General features: G+C 69.6%; 16 protein-coding genes. 5 read left to right on the forward strand and 11 right to left on the reverse strand.

Translation table 11 applies throughout. The annotated features are described in order from the left end of the window. The first annotated feature begins 21 nt into the window (after positions 1 to 21). Positions 22 to 798, forward strand: a complete 777-nt coding sequence (locus tag N5095_RS19170) for a hypothetical protein (RefSeq protein WP_267624782.1) — start codon at positions 22 to 24, stop codon at positions 796 to 798. A 4-nt stretch (positions 799 to 802) separates the two neighbouring features. On the opposite strand, the gene aroC is transcribed toward N5095_RS19170, so the two are convergent. The 3 genes from aroC to aroA form a co-directional block, all read right to left on the reverse strand. Continuing rightward, complete coding sequence (gene aroC, locus N5095_RS19175; protein WP_267624783.1) at positions 803 to 1,969, reverse strand: chorismate synthase; 1,167 nt, start codon at positions 1,967 to 1,969, stop codon at positions 803 to 805. A 91-nt stretch (positions 1,970 to 2,060) separates the two neighbouring features. Further along, a complete protein-coding gene (locus N5095_RS19180) occupies positions 2,061 to 3,344 on the reverse strand; it encodes an alkaline phosphatase family protein (RefSeq protein WP_267624784.1) in 1,284 nt (427 codons plus the stop codon). A 66-nt stretch (positions 3,345 to 3,410) separates the two neighbouring features. Then, a complete protein-coding gene (gene aroA / locus N5095_RS19185) occupies positions 3,411 to 4,766 on the reverse strand; it encodes a 3-phosphoshikimate 1-carboxyvinyltransferase (protein ID WP_267624785.1) in 1,356 nt (451 codons plus the stop codon). Positions 4,767 to 4,920: 154 nt separating this feature from the next. Between aroA and N5095_RS19190 the strand changes: the two genes are divergently transcribed. Next, positions 4,921 to 6,117 (forward strand): M24 family metallopeptidase, encoded by a 1,197-nt coding sequence (locus N5095_RS19190; protein ID WP_267624786.1) that lies wholly within the window; start codon positions 4,921 to 4,923, stop codon positions 6,115 to 6,117. 97 nt (positions 6,118 to 6,214) lie between these two features. Here N5095_RS19190 and N5095_RS19195 read toward each other — a convergent pair whose 3' ends face one another. Together N5095_RS19195 and N5095_RS19200 are read right to left on the reverse strand one after the other, a co-directional pair. Then, positions 6,215 to 6,658 carry a hypothetical protein gene (locus tag N5095_RS19195; RefSeq protein WP_267624787.1) on the reverse strand — a complete coding sequence of 148 codons (444 nt, stop codon included), beginning with the start codon at positions 6,656 to 6,658 and terminating at the stop codon, positions 6,215 to 6,217. Between the two features lie 131 nt (positions 6,659 to 6,789). Continuing rightward, positions 6,790 to 7,653, reverse strand: coding sequence for an SDR family oxidoreductase (locus N5095_RS19200; RefSeq protein ID WP_267624788.1), 864 nt, complete (start codon positions 7,651 to 7,653; stop codon positions 6,790 to 6,792). 301 nt (positions 7,654 to 7,954) lie between these two features. Here N5095_RS19200 and N5095_RS19205 point away from each other — a divergent pair, with 301 nt between their 5' ends. Together N5095_RS19205 and N5095_RS19210 are read left to right on the forward strand one after the other, a co-directional pair. Continuing rightward, on the forward strand, positions 7,955 to 8,728 hold the full coding sequence (locus tag N5095_RS19205; protein ID WP_267624789.1) for a prephenate dehydrogenase/arogenate dehydrogenase family protein: 774 nt from the start codon (positions 7,955 to 7,957) through the stop codon (positions 8,726 to 8,728). Further along, positions 8,725 to 10,266: a small ribosomal subunit Rsm22 family protein gene (locus tag N5095_RS19210; protein WP_267624790.1), complete on the forward strand. Its 1,542-nt coding sequence runs from the start codon at positions 8,725 to 8,727 to the stop codon at positions 10,264 to 10,266. Before N5095_RS19205 ends, N5095_RS19210 begins: the two co-directional genes overlap by 4 nt. A 29-nt stretch (positions 10,267 to 10,295) precedes the next feature. On the opposite strand, the gene N5095_RS19215 is transcribed toward N5095_RS19210, so the two are convergent. From N5095_RS19215 to N5095_RS19230, 4 genes are all read right to left on the reverse strand, one after another. Next, the gene (locus N5095_RS19215) at positions 10,296 to 11,309 is read right to left on the reverse strand and encodes an ABC transporter permease (protein ID WP_267625353.1); all 1,014 of its coding nucleotides are present in this window, start codon (positions 11,307 to 11,309) and stop codon (positions 10,296 to 10,298) included. 103 nt (positions 11,310 to 11,412) lie between these two features. Then, entirely contained in the window at positions 11,413 to 13,365 is a 1,953-nt protein-coding gene (locus tag N5095_RS19220; RefSeq protein ID WP_390203555.1) for an ABC transporter permease family protein, read from the reverse strand. Beyond that, a complete protein-coding gene (locus N5095_RS19225) occupies positions 13,362 to 14,327 on the reverse strand; it encodes an ABC transporter ATP-binding protein (protein WP_267624791.1) in 966 nt (321 codons plus the stop codon). Before N5095_RS19225 ends, N5095_RS19220 begins: the two co-directional genes overlap by 4 nt. A 194-nt stretch (positions 14,328 to 14,521) precedes the next feature. Beyond that, a complete protein-coding gene (locus N5095_RS19230; RefSeq protein ID WP_267624792.1) occupies positions 14,522 to 14,647 on the reverse strand; it encodes a DUF7989 family protein in 126 nt (41 codons plus the stop codon). Positions 14,648 to 14,781: 134 nt separating this feature from the next. Here N5095_RS19230 and N5095_RS19235 point away from each other — a divergent pair, with 134 nt between their 5' ends. Next, positions 14,782 to 15,258 carry an SRPBCC family protein gene (locus N5095_RS19235; protein WP_267624793.1) on the forward strand — a complete coding sequence of 159 codons (477 nt, stop codon included), beginning with the start codon at positions 14,782 to 14,784 and terminating at the stop codon, positions 15,256 to 15,258. Here the strand turns inward: N5095_RS19235 and N5095_RS19240 are convergent. Together N5095_RS19240 and N5095_RS19245 are read right to left on the reverse strand one after the other, a co-directional pair. Further along, the gene (locus N5095_RS19240) at positions 15,255 to 15,836 is read right to left on the reverse strand and encodes a flavin reductase family protein (protein ID WP_267624794.1); all 582 of its coding nucleotides are present in this window, start codon (positions 15,834 to 15,836) and stop codon (positions 15,255 to 15,257) included. The two genes, N5095_RS19235 and N5095_RS19240, sit on opposite strands and share 4 nt — an antisense overlap. Beyond that, positions 15,837 to 16,511, reverse strand: a complete 675-nt coding sequence (locus N5095_RS19245; protein ID WP_267624795.1) for a VOC family protein — start codon at positions 16,509 to 16,511, stop codon at positions 15,837 to 15,839. Positions 16,512 to 16,656: the final 145 nt, after the last annotated feature.

Here is a 16,656-nt window from a genome sequence, read left to right on the forward strand (position 1 = left end):
GACCGGCACGGAAAAATCCGCGTGACTGCACAGAATAGCGAGAGTAAAACCATCACCAGTGGCTTCTCAATATGGGTCGATAACGAGGAGCTCACTGAACAGGAATTCGCCATTTCCCCTGGAGATGTGGAGAGATGGTCGTTCAATACGAGCCGAGGCTTTGACGTCACCAAAGACGAGCACACCGTCGATTTCTCGACCTTCGGGAACTCGACCAGCTACAACATCACCCGAGACATAGAGACCGCGGACGCCGAAGCCTACCCGACACCCTACATCGGGAACGTCACTGTAACCGAGGGCACCGTCGACGGGGAGACCTCGTCCGTAGCGAAGGTGGAGATCGTCAACCCCGGCCCACAGACGTACGGAATGAAGCTCTTGGTGAACACCGAGGGCACGGACGGGAGCTTCTACGCCGTCGGAATCCCATCGTATTCGAGCGAGACCTTCACCGTCGAGCTACTGGAACCCGTCGGCGACAAGATTGCGGGTGAAGGACGCCTCTACACCGAGCGACCGAGGGACACGGAAGGAGCTCTCGATCAAGTCGAATTCGTCGGCTCGCCGGACTCGAAAACGAAGCAGTGGAACACTTCTTACGAACCGGCGAGGGGGCCGTGGCTCGACAATTCCTACGAGTACGAGAACGAGTCCATCGACACAGACATGGACAACCGCGAGAACGCCAACCCGTTCGACGACCCGGACCGACGAAAAGAGGTGAACGCTATCGCCCTCACCCTCGTCGCCCTCTTTGGCGTGCTCGCCTACAGGAAGCTCAATCGTTCTTCTTGAGAGGCTACTCCTCGTCTCGCACCACGTTTTCCGGACTCCGCGGGTGGTACTCCGTCCGGTACTCACCCGGCTTTCCATCCAGGCGGTCCGGGTTGATGCGCCCGCCCAAGAGCATGAAGTCCAGAATCGTCAGCGCGAACATCGCCTCCACGACGGGTACGCCACGCGGCGGCAACACCGGGTCGTGGCGACCGACGACCTGGATCTCCTTCTCCTCGCCGGTCTCCCAGTCGACCGTCTTCTGCTCTTTCGGAATCGACGTGGGCGCGTGGAGCGTCACTTCGCCGAACACCGGCTGGCCGGTCGTGATGCCGCCCTGAATCCCGCCGTGGTCGTTGCCGACCGGCTCGGGGACGCCCTCGTCGTCGAACTGCCAGTCCTCGTTGCGCTCCGACCCGGTGTAGGTCCGCGCCTCGCGACCGAGGCCGAACTCGAACGAGGAGGCCGCCGGCACCGACATCATCGCCTGCCCTAACCGGGCGGAGAAGGAGTCGAAGCGCGGCGCGCCCAATCCTCGGGGAACGCCGCGCGCCTCGAAGTAGATGCTCCCGCCGATGGAGTCGCCCTGCTTCTGGTACTCTTCGATGCGTTCGAGCATCTTCTCAGCCGCGTCGAGGTCCGCACAGCGAACGTCGTTCTCCTCGGAGTGCTCCAACAGCTCCTTCCAGCTCACGTCGCCGGCCTCGATGTCGCCGATCTGGTTGACGTGCGCCTTCACCTCGACGCCCTCGGTTGCGAGAATCTCCTGGGCGATGGCGCCGGCGGCGACCCAGTTCACCGTCTCGCGCGCGCTGGAGCGGCCGCCGCCGCCCCAGTTGCGCGTGCCGAACTTCGCGGAGTAGGTGAAGTCCCCGTGGCTGGGTCGCGGTGCGGTGACGAACGGTTCGTACTTCCCCGAGCGCGCGTCCTTGTTCTGGATGACCATCCCGATGGGGGTGCCCGTCGTGTAGCCGTCCTGCACTCCACTCTTGATGGACACCTCGTCGGGCTCGCCGCGGCTGGTGGTGATCATCGACTGCCCGGGCTTTCGCCGGTCGAGTTCGCGCTGGATGCGTTTCTCCGAGAGTTCGAGCCCGGCGGGACAGCCCGAGACGGTAACGCCCATGGCTTCGCCGTGGCTCTCGCCGAAGGTGGTGACTTGGAAGAGCCGACCGAAGCGGTTGCCGTTCATGGTCGCCGTCGGCGCTCCCGGCACTTAGCGTTTGTAGAAGGCGCAACGGTGCGAGCAGGGGGAGGACGCGGTCGGCGTCGGTGACGACAGGCTACCGCAGGTCCGCCAGCCGCGCCGTTCCGAAGGGAACGAGCATCTCCTCTTCGGTCATCCCGCCGTGCATCCCGACGAGGCCGATATGGTCCGCCTCGTACCAGACGCCCTTCGATTTCGGGACGACGACGAGGTCGCCACATCGCTCGCGGAACGTCTCCGAGTAGTCCCCCGGCCCCCACAGTTCGCGGTCGATGGCCTCGTCCCTCGTGAGCACCAGCGCGTCGAACGCGCGGTCGACGATGCGGCGGGCCGCCGCCTCGACCCCTTCTGTGGTCCAGTCTCCGTACTTGTCTCTGAGGTGCAAGTGGAGCTGTCGCGGACTGCCGGTCGGCGGCACGGCGGTCCCGTCGTCGCGGCGCTCGAACAGCCCCCAGAGTGGCGCGAACCACGGGTCGCGAAGGTCGACGTTCGTATTCGGGTCGGTGTCGACGTGGCCGTGGTCGGCGGTGACGACGACAGCGGTATCCTCGGCCGTCTCGTCGCTCACCTTCGAGAGGCCGCGGCTAACCGCGTCGTCGACACCGACGAGCGTCTCGTGGTACTCTTCGGAGCGAGTCCCGGACCGGTGGCTCGCGGCGTCGACGTGCGGAAGGTAGGCGAACGTCACCGACCGAGGCCCACCCCCCTCGACCGTCTCCCCGAGTCGGTCGGCGAACTCGCCGAGGCCGTCGTAGCCGACGGCCCGGCGGTTCTCACTCGCGATGGCCGTCGGGACCAGGAGGTGGGTGTCGACGCCGGTCTCGGACTCGGTCGCGTCGTAGTGGTCGGGCACGACGTAGAGGTCCCCGCGCTCGAAGTCCGGATACACCTCGGGCACCGGCGGCCCGTTCATCGTCGTGAACGGGAGCGCCTCCACGACGTGGTCCAACTCGGGTACGTGCTGGAACCAGCCGTGGACACCGTGTTCGTGCGGGTAGTTCGCGGTGTGGTACGTCGGGATGGCCGACGCCGTCTCCGAGGGGAAGACGGAGGTGAGCGGCGTGACCGTCCCGGTTTCCTCCACCGCCGGGAGGAGACCCATCGTCTCGTCGTCGACGTGGCAGGACCACTGTTCGTAGCCGAAACCGTCGACGAGGAGGACGACGACGTGGTCGAGGCCGCCCCGACCGAGCGCGGCGTCGACGGCGTCACTCGGGAGCGTCGGTCCGATATCGGCACCGAACAGGTCGTAGACGGTGCCGGGGACGCTCGCGAAGCAGTAATCCTCGTAGGCCGGGAACACGTATCCGTCCGCCGACTGGCGGTCGAGGAGGTCGGCGGCGAGGTCGTCGCGTCGCATGTGACGACCGATTCGGGCCCCGAAGAAGAGCCTGCCGGAGGGGTGTGACCGTGTACCGTGACCGTCTCAGTCCACGAGGTCCACGTCGGCGCCGATGTCTCCGAGCGTCTCGAAGAAGTCCGGGAACGACACGTCGACGTGTTCCGCGCCCGCGACGCGAGTCTCGCCGTCGGCGACGAGCCCGGCGACCGTGAGCGACATGACGATTCGGTGGTCGGCGCGCCCGTCGACGTCGGCGCCGACGAGGTCCGTCCTGCTTCCGTGGACCGTCAGGACGTCCCGCTCCTCAGTCACCTCGACGCCCATCTTCCCGAGTTCCTCGGCCATCGCGCTCACGCGGTCGGTCTCCTTGTATCGGACGTGCTCGCAGTTCGTGATGCGCGTCTCGCCGTCGGCGACGGCCCCGAGGACCGCGATGGTCGGCAGGAGGTCCGGCGTGTCGCCCACGTCGACTTCGACGCCCGAGAGCGACGAGGCGCGAACGACCAGTTCGCCCGCCTCGCGGTCCCACTCCACGTCGGCGCCCATGCGCTCCAGAATCTCGACGATAGCGGTGTCCCCCTGTGCGCTCGGGACGGCCCCCTCGACGACGACGGACGCGCCCTCCTCGGCGGCGACCGCCCCCGCCGCGAGGAGGTAGGAGATGGAGGAGAAGTCGCCGGGAACGTGGTACTCGCCGCCCTCGGGCGAGTAAGACTGCCCGCCGTCGACGTGGAATCCCGTCGCGTCGGCAGTGTCGTGGTCGTCGTCTTCTCCCTCGAACACCGCCGTCGCCTCCACCCCAAAGTCGGCGAGCAGTTCGAGCGTGATGTCGACGTACGGTGCCGACTTCAGCTCGGTTTCGAGGTCGATGTCCACACCCTCGTCGGTCACCGCGCCGGCCATCAGGAGCGCGGTGATGTACTGCGAGGACACGTCGCCCGGGATGGACACCTCGCCGCCGGCGGTCGGCCCCTTGAGGACGAGCGGCGCCTGTCCGTTCCCACGGGTGCTCTCCGCGCGACCGCCGAGCGCGTCGAGGGCGTCGAGCAGGGGCCCCTGCGGTCGCGAGCGCAGGGAGCCGTCGCCGGTGAGCACCGTGATGCCGTCGGCGAGGCCGGCACAGCCGGTGACGAGACGCATCGTCGTCCCGCTGTTGGCGCAGTCGATGACGTCGTCGGGCACGCCCGGCCGGCCGTCGAAACCGGTCACGTCGAGCGCCGTCACGTCCCCGTCGCCGTCGGCGTCGGTCGAGCGCTCCACGGACCCACCGAACGCCTCGACCGACCGCATCGTCGCCTCGGTGTCGGCGGAGACGAGCGGGTTCAGCACCCGTGCCCCGTCGGCGTAGCCGGCGGCGAGAATCGCTCGGTGCGTGTAACTCTTCGAGGGCGGGGCCCGCGTCCGGCCCTCCACCCACGACTTCGAGATGACGGCGTCCATGCGTCGACGGTTCGGCGCCCGTGCCATGAGGCTACCGGAGGTGGCCGTTTTTCGCGGGACGGTCCGGAGACGAGTCGAGGGCGTCGTCGACGACGACACGGTCACGGCGCACCGGGAGGACAATCGTTTTGCCGGCCCCCCGTCAGGGTCACGCATGGACCCGGACCTCTCCGCGCTCGACGAGTTCCTCCGCGAGGAAGGGTACGACGGCTACCTCGTACAAGCCGCGAGCGACGACTCCGACCAGCGGTACCTCTCCGGCTTCGACGCCCCGGACCCGTTCACCACCCTCCACACCCCCGAGGGCACCCACCTGCTCGTCTCCGGGCTGGAGTACGGGCGGGCGACCAAGGAGGCCCGGGCCGACTCGGTCGCCCACAGCGCTCGCGTCGACGCCGAGGCGGACACCCGAAAGAGCGAGGACGACGACGGGACCGACTCCCTCGCCGACCGCACCTCGACGCTCGCCGCCTTCCTCGACAGCCACGGTGTCGAGCGCGTCACGACGCCCTACGAGTTCCCGCTCGGCGCCGCCGACGGCCTCCGGACGCACGGTGTCGGCGTCGACGCCGACCCCGAGGACCGCATCGAACGCATCCGCGCGGTGAAGACCGACGAGGAGGTCGAACACGTCCGTGCCGCCCAGAAGGCGAACGAGGCGTCGATGCACGCCGCCGAAGACCTGATTCGCGCCGCCGACGTCGGCGACGACGGCGTGCTCCGCTACGAGGGCGAGACGCTCACCAGCGAGCGCGTGAAAGAGGAGATCGAGGTCGCGCTCCTACGCGAGGGGTGTGCGCTCGACGAGACCATCGTCGCCTGCGGCGCCGACGCGGCCGACCCCCACGACCGGGGGAGCGGTCCGCTCCGCGCGAACGAGGGTATCATCGTCGACATCTTCCCGCGCTCGAAGACGACGAAGTATCACGCCGACATGACCCGAACGTTCTGCAAGGGCGAGCCGAGCGACACCCTGCGGGAGTGGTACGACCTGACCCACGAGGCGCTCGACGCCGCCCTCGACGCCGTCGAACCGGGGGTCACGGGCGAGGCCGTTCACGACGCCGCCTGCGACGTGTACGAGGAGGCCGGGCTCCCGACGCTACGCTCCGACCCGACGACCGAGACGGGGTTCATCCACTCGACGGGCCACGGCGTCGGTCTCGACGTCCACGAGAAGCCGCGCGTCGCCCCCGACGGCGAGGAGCTGGAGTCGGGCCACGTCATCACGGTCGAGCCGGGACTGTACGACCCCGCCGTCGGCGGGGTCCGCATCGAGGACATCGTCGTCGTCACCGAGGACGGCCACGAGAACCTCACGGAGTACCCGGTCGAGTTCGTCGTCGAGTAGCCGGGCTCGTCCGGAAGTCCGAGAGGTGAAGAGCGGACGCGGACGGGGAGTGAAAGAGGGTGCGAGACGAAGAGGGCAGAACGCGGCTCGAGCCGTCTCAGCAGCCGAGGATGTCGCGCAGCTCCGCCTCGGTGTCCTCGGTGGCGGGGCCCGTCGTCGTCCACCGGACGTCGTCGCCGTCGAGCAGCATCGTGTACCCGTGGGTTTCGTCGCCGTCCAGCGAGAGCGCCGCGCGGAGGCCGCGTTCGTCCGTGTGGAGCGTCAGCGCCGAGGAGTCGTCGGCGTCGGCGGCCCGAACGGCGGGGCCGCCGTCGGTCACCGGTCGTCCGCCGTCCCGGCCGCGCTGGTGGACCTGGACCTCGTGCCACCCCAACTCCGGAGAGTCGCCGGCGAGACTGTCGACGAGCGAGCGCCACGTCGAGGCGTCCTCCGGGTCCGAACCGAACGAGACGTGCACGAGCGACGGCGTGCCGTCGAGGTCGTCCGGGAGGTCGTACCGACGCCCGTCTGACCCGACAGCTGACACGAAGGGGAACTTCACAGCGACACGACGCACGGCGGACGGTTAAGTAAGTGGGCCGATAGCACGTCACCCTGTGGGTAACGTGTCCTTACAAAACGTTCGTGACTGTCGCGGGTCGCGACCGACTTCGGCCTGTAGAGGCCTCGATTCTACCGGTTATTCGATTCGTACTCGGGGTCGAACAACCGAGCCGAGCTCGGACCGGGCTCCTCGCCCTCGACGACCGCGTAGTCGTCGAACGTCTCGGCGCCGGCCTCGCGCAGCACGTCCTCGTCGTACAGCGCGTGTCCGGTGAACTCGTCGGGGTCCCGCGAGAGCACTTCGAGGGTCGCGTCCGCGACGATTTCCGGCGTCCGCCAGTCCTCCGGTTGGCCGAGTTCGAAGTGGCGGGTCGCCTCCGTCTCGATGGCCGCGACCGGCCAGAGCGCGTTGGCGGCGACCCCCTGTCCCGCCAGCTCTCCCGCGAGGGACTTCGCGAGGAACGTCATGCCGAGTTTCGACAGCGCGTATGGGGCCTTCCCGGGTGCGGCGTCGATGGACTGCGGCGGCGACATGTTGAGGACGTGCCCACCGTCGCCATCGAGTAGGTGGGGGAGCGCGGCGTGAGTCGTCGTGTACGCTCCGCGCGCGTTGACGCCCATGAGGAGGTCGAAGCGCTTCGGCGGCGTGTCGGCGACGTTGCCGAAGTGGATGGCGCCGGCGTTGTTGACGACGAAGTCGAGCCGACCCCACTCGTCGACGGTCCGGTCGACGGCGGACTGGACGCTCTCCTCGTCGCGGACGTCGAGTTCGACGTAGATGGACTCGCCGCCGCGCTCGCGAATCTCCTCGGTCGTCTCGACGATGGTACCCGGCAGTCGGTCGTGGCCGTCGACGGTCTTCCCCGTCGAGACGACGCGGACGCCGTGGTCCGCGAGCGCGAGCGCGAGCGCCTTCCCGATGCCGCGACTGGTCCCGGTGACGAACGCGACGCGGTCCTCGAAGTCGAGCGGTCCAGTGGGTGTGTGGCTCATGTCCTCGCGTTGCACGGGTGGGGTCTTGATGGTTCGTCAACGCCGGACACGGTGTCGGGGGTTCACGCCGAGGGCTGGGCACTCGGAGTCGAACCCGATGCTTTTTCCTCGTCGGACCGGATGGACGACACGCCTGCATCACGCAGGCACCTCGTGCCGGAATGCCAGTCCCCACCCGGGACACGGCGTTCCGGCATGGGGACACTCATACCGACTCCACGACCCGGAGCCACGGCCACGTCGGTCCGCTCACCCGCTCGCATCGAACTCCTTTTGGAACGCGACGGGCTACCCGAGCACCATGCAACTGCTGATCGTCGGCGCCGGCGCGATGGGTCGATGGGTCGCCCGCACCGTCGACGCCGACGTGACCTTCGCCGACGTGGAGGCGGCGGCCGCAGACGAGGCCGCCGCCGACTGCGGCGGGTCGTCCGCCCCGGTCGACACCGACCGCCGGTTCGACGCCGTCTGTCTCGCCACACCCATCTCGGCGGCCGCCGACACCGTCGAGTCGTTCGCGCCGAACGCCGAGACGGCGATGTTCGACGTGACGGGGTCGATGGCCGCACCGGTCGCCGCGATGCGCCGGGCGTTCGACGGTGAACGCGTCTCTCTCCACCCGCTGTTCGCCCCCGAGAACGCCCCGGGCAACGTCGCCGCCGTCACCGACGAGGCCGGTCCACTCACGGACGGAGTTCGAGCGGACCTCGAGGACGCCGGGAACCACACCTTCGAGACGACCGTCGACGAGCACGACCGGGCGATGGAGACCGTCCAGTCGAAGGCTCACGCGGCGACCCTCGCCTACGCCCTCGCGGCCGAGGACGTGCGCGAGGAGTTCGCCACGCCCGTCTCGGCCGCGCTCGACGACGTGGTCGAAACCGTCACCGACGGCACCCCGCGCGTGTACGCGGAGATTCAGGAGACGTTCCCCGGGAGCGACGCGGTCGCCGACGCCGCGGCCCGCCTCGCAGACGCCGACCGCGAGGGGTTCGAGGCGCTGTACCGTGAGGCGAGCGAGCGTCGTCGGGGGGAGTCTCCGGCCGACCGCCAGTCGCGAGGTGAGGACCGATGATAGACCGCGACTCCGTCCGCTCGAACGCGAAGTACCTCCGGAACGTCCGCCCGGTCGACCCCGACGAGATAGCGGAGTACGTCGAGGGCCACCCGCATCCGGGCGTCGTCCGCACCGTCCTGCGCGAAGAGGCGTTCGACCTCGGTCTCGTCGAACGCGAGGACGGCACCTTCGTCCCCGTCCCCGAGGAGCCCGTCTCGCCGCCGAACTGGCGCCCCGAGGCGTTCCCGGACGCGTACGCCTTCGCCGTCGAGGACTTGCTCGTCGGCCGTCACGGCGCCAACTGGCACCTCGGGGAATCCGGTGACGCCCTCCGCGAGGCGGTGCGCCGGCTGAAGACCGACTACCTCTACGGCAACGACGTCGAGTACGACGAGACCGCCGCACTGGGCTACGCGCTCTATCACCTGCCGGACTACTACGCGACGACCGGCTACGTCCTCGACGACCTCGCCGAGAACGGGCTCCTGCCCCGCAAACTGCGGGTGCTCGACGTCGGCGCCGGCGTCGGCAGTCCCGCGCTCGGTCTCCACGACTACCTGCCCGAGGACTCGCTGGTCGACTACCACGCCGTCGAACCCAGCGCCGCCGCCGACGTGCTCGACCGCCTCGTGGAGGAGACCACTCGGAACTTCCACACGACGGTCCACCGGACGACGGCGGAGGAACTCGACCTCGACGAACTGGTCGGTGGCGAGGGCGGCGACGCCGCGAGCGCCGACGACGGGGGAGCCGACACCGACGCCGCCGCCTTCGACCTCGTCCTCTTCGGCAACGTCCTCTCCGAACTCGGCGACCCGGTCGCCGTCGTCGAACGCTACCTCGACGTGCTCGCCTCGGACGGGTCGCTCGTCGCAATCGCCCCCGCCGACCTCGAGACGAGCACCGGCCTTCGGGAGGTCGAGCGCGCGGTCGCCCCCGTCGGCGGCGACGTGACGGTCTACTCGCCGACGCTCCGATTGTGGGACGGCGAAACCCCGAGCGACCGCGGGTGGTCGTTCGACGTGCGCGACGACCTCGCCGTTCCGGGGTTCCAACGCCGCCTCGACGAAGGAGCCGGGATGGCCGGGCAGGATGCGGGCTCGGACGCCGACCACGAACCCGGCGAGTTCGTCAACGTCGACGTGCAGTTCTCCTACTCCATCCTCCGCCTCGACGGCGCCCGCCGGCTGGACGTGCGCGCCAGCCCCGAGCGCCACGCGAAGATGGCCGAGATGGAGCGCCACGTCACCGAGCGCATCGACCTCGCCGCGGTGAAGTTGAGCCACGACTTGGCGGCGCGTCGACGCGAGAGCGGCGGGAACCGAGGCGACCGCGACGACGACCCCAATCCCCTGTTCAAAATCAGCGACGGGAGCGAGTCGGTCGAACACTACGCCGTCCTGACTCGCGAGTCGGCGCTGAACCGCGACCTGCTGGAGGCCCCCTACGGCGCCGTCCTCGCCTTCGAGAACGTCCTCTGTCTGTGGAACGACGACGAGGAGGCGTACAACTTGGTCGTCGACGGCGAGACGGTCGTCGACCTGGTGGCCGTCTGAGAGGAGTAGGGGGAGGAGCGCTCGGTCGCTCAGGCCATCCGACCCGCCGTCCGCCCCGTGACGACCCGAGCCGCCCCGTAGCCGCCGACCGCGACGACGACGGCGACGGCGACGACGGCGAACACCGCGGGCGTGGCGCTTCCGACCGCGAGCCGGGCGGCCGCGTTCGACGGGCCCACCGGCAGCAACGTGGCGCCGCCGAACAGCCCCAGCACGCCGACCGAGTAGACGAGTTGGGCGACCTGCCGGTCCGGCGCCGTGAGGGCGACGACCGCGCCGAGTGACGCGACCAGCAGGCCGACGGCCGCCGACAGCAACAGGAGGGCCGGGAGGTTCGCCACGGGCGTCCCGTTCAGTCGGAGCAGCAGCATCCAGAGCCCGGCCTGCAGGGGGACGAGCCCGGCCGCCGCCGCGAGCTTCCCGTCGACGATGCCCGCCAGCGAAATCGGCGCGACCCGCAGGAGTTCGAGCGTGCCGCGGTCGTACTCCTCGGTGATGGAGTCGACCGTCACGGAGCCGGCGATGAACGCCGGGAGGAAGAGGAGGAGGGGAAGGAGCACGGTGTAGGTGAACCCGAAGTAGGGACTCGACGTCGATTCGGGGGGCAGCGAGAGCGGCTCGAAGTCGAGGGCCGCCGAGCGCTCCTCGCGTTCGGCGCGCTCGAACTCCCGGAGCGCGTCGCGAAGCGAGACGACGACGACGGTCGACCGGACGCTCTCATCGGGTGCGACGGCGGTCACGTGGACCCGCCCGTCCCGCACCGCGGTGTCGAGGACGGCGTCGACGCGGCCCTCTTCGAACGCGAGCGTCGCGCTCCGGCGGTTGGGGTAGGGCACCGCGTCGATGCCGGACTCCGTGCCCGCCGCGCGCAGGAGGTCGTCGGTCGCCTCACCCGTCACGGCCACGTCGGCCGTGTACCCCTCGACGCTCCCCGGGTCCGACAGCGAGACGAGGCCGACGACGAGGAAGGAGGAGAAGGAGGCGACGAACAGCTGGATGAGCAGGGCGAGCACGATGGTCTTCTCCGACCGGAGCGAGGCGATTTCGCGGCGGGCGACCGTGACCCGGGGGTCGCGGTAGGCGTCGCCGACGGCGTCGCGGGCGGCGGCGAGCCGACCGCGGACGCGCTCGGTCGCCGAGGGCGACTCAGACAAGGCCGCTCACCACCGTGGCGACCGCGAGGTTGTACCCCGCGTGCAGCAGCGTCGCGAGGACGAACGCGCCCGCGAACGCCTCCCGGCCCCGGCTGGCGCCCGTCGCCGTCGTCGCCGCCGTGACGACGTGGAGCGCGAGCGGCGCGAGCAGGAGCGCCAGTGCGGTCGCCGGCGAGACGGCGGGGCCGATTCCGGCTCCCGCGGACTCGAAGGCGGCGCGACCGACCGTCAGACTCGGGAGGCCGACCACCTGCACCACGGCGAAGAGTTTCTCGCCGAGGAAGAAGCCGGTTCCCGAGAGCGCGCCGAGGACGAGCGCCGTCGGGACGGTCCGGGCGAAGCGGGCCTTCGCGAAGCCGGCGTACACGTGGAGGCTCTTCGCCAACTCCTCGACGGCGGCGATGGCGACGAAGAGGACCGGCAGCGAGAGTTCGAGCGGGAGGACGAACAGCACGGCGACGACGAGCAGTTCGGCGACGAGGACGAACGGAATCGACAGCGCGGCGAGGGTGAGCATCGACCGCTTCCCCCGAATCCGGGCGTCGAGCGCGTCGAGCGCCTTGAGGGGGACCGCGCGCTGCGTGAACATGTCCTCCTCGCGGTAGACGCCGACGCCGAGGAGGAAGAGGACGGCGGCACAGCCGACGAACGGGCCGGCCGAGAAGAGGTACTGCCCCAGCGTCGCGCCGGTGCCCTGGAGGTCCCGGACGACGAGCGTCAGCGGCGAGATGAGCGAGATGGGCGTCACGTCGGCGAACACCGCCGGGACGAACGCGTAGCTCGTGAGAAACACCGACACCGTCACCGTGAGGAACGTCAGCTCCTTGAAAGACCGCGCGAACATCGCCGCGAGGAACGTCGCCGCGAGGTACAGTAGCGCGATTGGAACCACCGCGGCGACCGAGAGGGGGCCGCCGCCGACGAGGAGCGCGACGAGCGCCGAGACGGCTGTGAGCCCGAGCACGTAGGGGAGCGTCTTCCCGGCGACCACCGTCCCGGGGCCGACGGGCGTGACGAGCAGGGGTTCGCCCCGCCGGTTCACGCGTTCGTTGAGGACACTGCCGCCGTACGCCTGCGCGACGAAGTTCATCGGCACGAGGAAGGCGAAAGCGAGCACGAGCGAGCCGAAGGGGAACGGCGGGCTGATATCCGCCGGCGACCCGGTCGACTCGGTACGAAGGACGCCCGAGCCGAGTCCGGGGACCTCGAAGCCGCCGTCGGCACCGGAGTCGGCGGCTGTCCCGCCGCTCTCGGCGTCGTCGGAGTCAGCCGAGCCCGACGCACCGGAGCTCCCGTCACCACCCGAGTCTCCCGAGGCACCCGGCTCGCCCGCGTCGCTGGAGTCTGACGACGCCTCCGACCCGGAACTCCCGTCGTCGACCGACCGACCGCCGGCAGAGGCGAGCGTCGGCGCCGAGTCGCGCTCGGCGTACCGGAGCGTGACCAGCACCGGGAACGCCGCTCCCCGGTTCGGCTCCTCGCCCAGCCGCCGGTCGTTGTAGCGAGCGACCGCGTCCCGGAACGTCGACAGCGCGGCTTGGCCCTTCTGCGAGTCGGCCACGAGCACCGCACCGTCGCGGACGAGCAGGTCGACGCCGCCCCGGAGTTCACCATCGACGACTTCCGCTTCCGCGGGCGGACGCGCCGCGAGCGCCGACGTGTCCGCGACGGGGTCGTGGTAGGGGCTGTCGGCGGCGACGCCGACGCGGTAGAGCCCGCTGTCGACGCCGACGCTCCCGACGCCCGAGGCGACCAGCCCGCCGAAGACGCCCCCTGCGACGAGGAGGACGACTACGGTGACGGCGGCGGTTCGGCGGTCGAACGAGTTCGTCCCCCGGGACACTTCCCAGCGGGCGATGCGCAGGAGGGCGCGGGTCTCCCGCCGGAGTCGACGGCCGGCGCTTCGGCTCCGACTCCGGAGCCTATCGAGCCGCGAGGTGCTCACCGACGGGCCTCCGGCGCGTCGGGGGTGTGGTCCGACGGCGCCCCGTCGGGTGTCCCCCTTTCGGTCTCACCGTCGACCGTCCGCGGGCCGAGCGCGTCGCCGTCGGCGGCGATGTCGAGGAACACCTCCTCCAGCGAGGGTTCGCGGGTACGGATGTCGTCGACGATCCCGCCGGCGCGTTCGGCGGACTCGCGGACGATTTCGACCGCGTCCATCGACTCGACGACGGCGCGGTGGCGTTCGCCGGCCGGCGCCGTCTCCGGCGTCGGCACCGTCGTGTAGACGTGGTACTCGGTGATACCGTACTCCTCGCGAATCTCGGGGACGGTACCGCGGGCGACGACGGCGCCGCGGTTCATCACCATCACGCGGTCGCAGACGTCCTCGACGTGATAGAGGTTGTGCGCCGAGAAGACGACCGTCTTGCCCGCCGCGGCGAGTTCCTTCGTGAACTCGAGCACGTAGTTCGTGGTGAGCGGGTCGAGTCCGGAGGCGGGTTCGTCGTAGATGAGCACGTCGGGGTCGTTGACGAGCGACCGGGCGATGGCGACCTTTCGTTTCATCCCCTTCGATACGTCGCCGAGGCGGCGGTCCCGGTGTTCGAGTTCGAGGCGGTCGAGCGTGTCGGCGACGCGCTCGTCGGCCACCTCGCGGGGCACCTCGTAGAGGTCCGCGAAGAACCGCAGGTAGGAGTGGGCGGTCATGTCCTCGTACAGCGGCGACTCCTCGGGGAGGAAGCCCAGATGCGAGCGCATCGCGGGGTCGGCGGCGTCGTAGCCGGCGACGGTCGTCTCGCCGCTGGTCGGCTCGACGAGTCCGGCGAGCGTCTTCAGCGTCGTCGTCTTGCCCGCCCCGTTGGGGCCGACGATGCCGAATATCTCCCCCGGTTCCACGTCGAAACTGCTCCCCCGCACGGCGACGAACTCCCCGTACACCTTGCGGAGGTCGGTCACGGAAATCACGCTCGCCGGGTTCGGCCACTAAAGGTTAAGTTTGGTGACTGTACTAGAATTTTTAGTGTCGGCGCGGTCGACGGCCGTCGCTAACGCGTCGATTGCGGGAGAATCGTCGGTCGGCGCGACGGTAGTCGTGTGAGTACCGGTAGGTTCAGAGGAGTCGTCGGTCGCGAGACGCCCCGTCGGTCACGTCGCTCGAATCAGTCCGAAGCCTGCGGTTCCTCGCCCGTCTCCGGCTCTCGACCTCGTTGCCAGACGTTGGTGACCGGTGCGCCCGACGGTGGTGTGTGGCTGACGTCCTTCATGGTCCGCTTGTCTGCGTTCATCGTGGGACTCCGTAGCACATTCCTCCTCTTAACGTTTACTACGGGAAGGAGTAAGAAGTCATTATCAGTTCAAAGACCTAATACACCTCTAGGCAGGCGCCACCTACTCGGGAGACCGGCTCTAGAAGACGGGTATGGGACTTCGAATCGGGCGGACCCCCGACGGGCGGCGCCTCGAGGTCGACCGCGTCGTCGCCGCCGACGTCGACGCGGCGTGGGAATTGCTCGTCGACACCGAGCGTTGGCCGGAGTGGGGGCCGAGCGTGCGCGCCGTCGACTACGACGGGGAGTCGAACGATGGAGGGGTAATCGGCCCCGACGCGTCCGGCCGCGTTCGCGTCGGCGCCGTCTGGGTCCCGTTCCGAGTCGAGACGTTCGAGGACGGAACCGGGGACGTCCACGGGTCCGGCGGGAGGGAGAGGCGCCGCTGGACGTGGCGCGTCGCCGGCGTTCCCGCGACCGGCCACCGCGTCGAATCCCTCCCGGACGGGCGCTGTCGAATCGTCTTCGAGGTGCCGCTCGTCGCTGCCCCGTACGCGGCCGTCTGTGAACGGGCGCTCTCGCGTATCGAGTCGTTGCTGACGACGGCGGACGGGAGGGGAAACCCTTAGTCGGGCCGTTCGAGGGCGAAGCGCTCCCGGGTCGTCGCGTAGAGACTGCCCGAGAGCCGCCCGACCGCGTCCAACTTCTCCACGTCGAGTTTCCCGTCGGTCGTGGTCTCGTCGGCGACGTGCGCGTAGACGACCTCGCCGAGCACCATCGTCGACGTGCCCACTTCGAGCGTCTCGTACAGTTCACACTCGAAGGCGACTTTCGCGGCGGCCACGCGCGGAGGGTCGACTGCGACCGACTCGGCCCGGTCGAGTCCGGCGTGGTCGAACTCGCTCTCGCCGTGGGGGAGCGTGGCGCTCGTCTCGTTCATCGCCTCGGCGAGGTCGCGCGTGACGACGTTGACGACGAACTCCTCCGTCTCGATTGCGTTGCGCGGCGAGTCCTTCAGGTCGTCGCCGACGCCGACGGGCGCGAACATGACGACCGGCGGGTCGTAGGCGACGACGTTGAAGAAGCTGTACGGCGCCAGGTTGTCCACGCCGTCGGGCGAACGGGTGCTCACCCACGCGATGGGCCGGGGGACGACGCTTCCGGCAAGGAGCCGGTAGGCGCCGAACTCGTCGGGGGTCCCCTCCATTCAGGCGTCCCCCTCGTGTTCGGGGCCCGACTCGCCACGCCAGTCCTTCGCCGACCCGACCGCGGCGTCGGGCAGGTCGTTCGGCTCGACGGGGAGACCCAACTCTTCGAGGGCCGCCTCGAGGTGGTCGCCGTCGACGAACTCCGCGCCGGCCTCGACGCGGAGCCGCTGGGCGGTCGAGAGCACCTCGCCGCGGCGGTCGTCCGGAATCTCGTACTTGTCGACGACGAGTTCGACGACGAGCCCGTTGTGGTCGCGGGTGTACAGCGAGTGGAACGCGCCGCGGTCGAACTCGGAGAACCGGTGGTCGGCCTCCCGCAGTCGGTCCTTCGTCGCCTCGAACTCGTCGGGGTCGAGCGAGAACGCGAGGTGGTGGACGGCGCCGATACCGGGGCGCTGGGGCCCCTCGTGGCTGTCGCGGTCGTCGCTCACGAAGAACGTCACGACCCGCCCGTCGCCCGAGTCGAAGAAGAGGTGCGTCGCGCTCGGGTCGTCGAGGTTCGGCTGGCGCATCACGAGGCGCATGCCGAGGGTGTCGCGGTAGAACGCGACGGTGTCCGCCTCGTTGCTCCCGACGAGCGTCACGTGGTCGGTGCCGGTCGTCCGGATGACGCTGTCGGGGAACTCGGCCGTCACCTCGGCCTCGCTGGGGGCGTCGTCGTCGGATTCGCTCACACCTCGGGGTACGGACGGGAGGGACATATCTCCCCGGTAACGGTGGTGTCACCGGCACTCCTGCCCGATTCGGGGAGGGTGTCAGGAGTCTCGGCAACCGGTTCCGGAGAACACGGGAACTGTTTGTAGAAATTTACAACACCTT

This window comes from Halobium salinum, from assembly GCF_026586625.1.
In the GTDB taxonomy this organism is placed as follows: Archaea; Halobacteriota; Halobacteria; order Halobacteriales; family Haloferacaceae; genus Halobium; species Halobium salinum.